Annotated in this window: 2 protein-coding genes; one reads left to right on the top strand and one right to left on the bottom strand. The window is 67.3% G+C overall.

What is annotated here, in order from left to right:
* Positions 1–103: 103 nt before the first annotated feature.
* Positions 104–1,321, bottom strand: a complete 1,218-nt coding sequence (gene clcA, locus QZY03_RS13010) for a H(+)/Cl(-) exchange transporter ClcA (protein ID WP_295581656.1) — start codon at positions 1,319–1,321, stop codon at positions 104–106.
* Between clcA and QZY03_RS13005 the strand changes: the two genes are divergently transcribed.
* Positions 1,320–1,484 (top strand): hypothetical protein, encoded by a 165-nt coding sequence (locus QZY03_RS13005; protein WP_295581654.1) that lies wholly within the window; start codon positions 1,320–1,322, stop codon positions 1,482–1,484. The genes clcA and QZY03_RS13005 overlap by 2 nt on opposite strands.
* Positions 1,485–2,153: the final 669 nt, after the last annotated feature.

The raw sequence follows: 2,153 nt of genomic DNA, 5'->3' as shown, positions 1-2,153 counted from the left end.
TGAATCCCGAACATCGTGCGGCGCGCCTTATCCACCCTACAAAATTGCAGGTTTTGTAGGGTGGATAAGCGCAGCGCATCCACCATCAGCCCCGCCGACGGCTTCACGCTGGATGCTGCCGCCCAAATTTGGAATTGCTGGCGCCGGTCAGTTCGATGACCAGGATGATCCCGGTCAGGGGGGCGCGCACCGTGGCGGCAAACAAAGCCCCCATGGCCGCCACCGCGAAAACTTCAGGACTCAGGCCGAGCCCCGGGGCCAGCCAGGTCACCAAGTGGTGAAAGGCCGCCCCGCCAACAGTGCCGAGGGCGAGCAGGGGGGCAAAAATACCGCCCGGCAGCCCGGCGCCATAGCTGCCCACCGTGGTCAGCACGCGCACCGCCAGCAGCATCAGCAGGACCAGCGCGCCCTGGTGTTCCCGGAGCAGCGACTCCACCAGCCCCTCGCCGCCGCCCATCGCGTCAGGTGCGAACCAGAGCAAAGCACCCAGCGCCATCCCCAGGGCGCTGGTCGTGAGGAAGGCGTGCCCCTCGCGCAGGGCGCGAAACCGCCGTACCGAGCCCAGCAGCAGCGCGTTGAAAAGCACGCCCAAGGCGCCGATCAGCACCCCCAGCACCAAGAACAGGGGCAGCGCGGATAAGGGCGCCGTTTGCACTGGCGCCATCGGCAGGGACGGTCCCTGCCCAAGGAGCCAGCCGCTGACCACCACTGCGAAACAGCAGGCCAGGATGACCGACTGCAGTGCGGCGAAGCTGAACTCGAAGTGCTCCCGCAATTCCTCGGTGACGAAGACGATGGCCGCCAGCGGGGCATTGAAGGCGGCGGCGAGCCCCGCCGCCGCGCCGGCTGCGATCAGCGAACGGCCTTGCCGGGGCTCCAGGCGCAGCCGCTCGGTCGCCAGTTGGCCCAGCGCGGCGCCCATGTGGACCGTGGGTCCCTCGCGCCCCAGCACCAAGCCGGAGCCGACCGCCAGCACCCCGGCGACGAACTTGACCGGCAGCACCCGCTGCCAGCGCAGGGCGCGCATACCGGCGAGGATGGCTTCCACCTCCTGAATACCGCTGCCGGCAGTTTCCGGAGCGAACCGGCGGACCAGCCACAGGGCGGCGCTCAGTACCAGGGCACCCAGGCCCATCAGGACCAGCCAACCCGGCACCGGTGCCGACGCCAGGACGGTGCGCAGCAGATCCCGGCTCTGGTCGGCTTGGTCGAGCAGGGCATGAAAGGCGGCGCCGACCAGTCCGGCGAGGGCGCCGACCAGGGCGGCGGCCAGATAGATCCGCCAGTCGACTGGAACTGTGGTTTGCTGGTCGCTCATCATGCGGTCTCCGTCAGGTCCGCCCCGTGCGCAAGCCCCGGATTTGGGCCGCGCTCAATCCGGTCTTTTCCGCCAGCAACTGATCGTCGGCAATCACGTCCAGCAGACCTTGGGCAATGCGCAGACGCGCTTCATCGCCCAGTCGAAACTGATCAAGCGGCGGTGACGGATCATGACGGTGCTCCCGTACGGCGACCGGTCCGGCGGCGATGACGCTGAGGCTGCCGGGTCTGATCAGACTGGTTGTTCATGTGAGTCGATGCACGCGAAAATTCCTGACGCGAGCGTCGCGATCGATTTCGGGCGGCCCCGTAAGGCTCCGATGGTAGCCGCGCCAAGGGTGCCGGGCAAGATGGATCACCGCGCCTGCGGCATGGGCCGGTTGTGCCTTTTCGTCTCGTTCCCACGCTCCAGCGCTCCCGCGTGGGAATGCCGTCCGGTCGCTCCAGCGGCCGGTAGGGCCATCCGGAGCCTGGATGCCAGATCAGCGGAATTCGCCTGACTGGATGGATCTCAGGCCTTCGGGGCCTTGATCATCATAACCAGCCAGAGGCCGGACCAGCGCCGGCGCAGTTCCGGGAATCCCGCGCCGCCGCTGGTGGACTGCGCTGCGCTTGTCCACCTAACGCGGCCGCGTGGCTGGAACCTTAAGGTGATTTCCGCGAAAAATCCAACCCGTAGGAGCCCGCTTGCGGGCGACGGGTGGGGGCACAATGACGCGATTCCGGCAGGTCACGTCGCCCGCTAGCGGGCTCCTACGGAGCTTGATTCTTGATAGCGTCTTATTCGGAAATCGCCTAAAGTCCGACAGGCTGCTAGCCGTCCTGCAGCAGGG

Origin of the sequence: uncultured Lamprocystis sp., from assembly GCF_903933125.1 — a bacterium.
GTDB lineage: Bacteria > Pseudomonadota > Gammaproteobacteria > Chromatiales > Chromatiaceae > Thiodictyon.
This window is presented reverse-complemented; position numbering and strand designations above follow the sequence as displayed.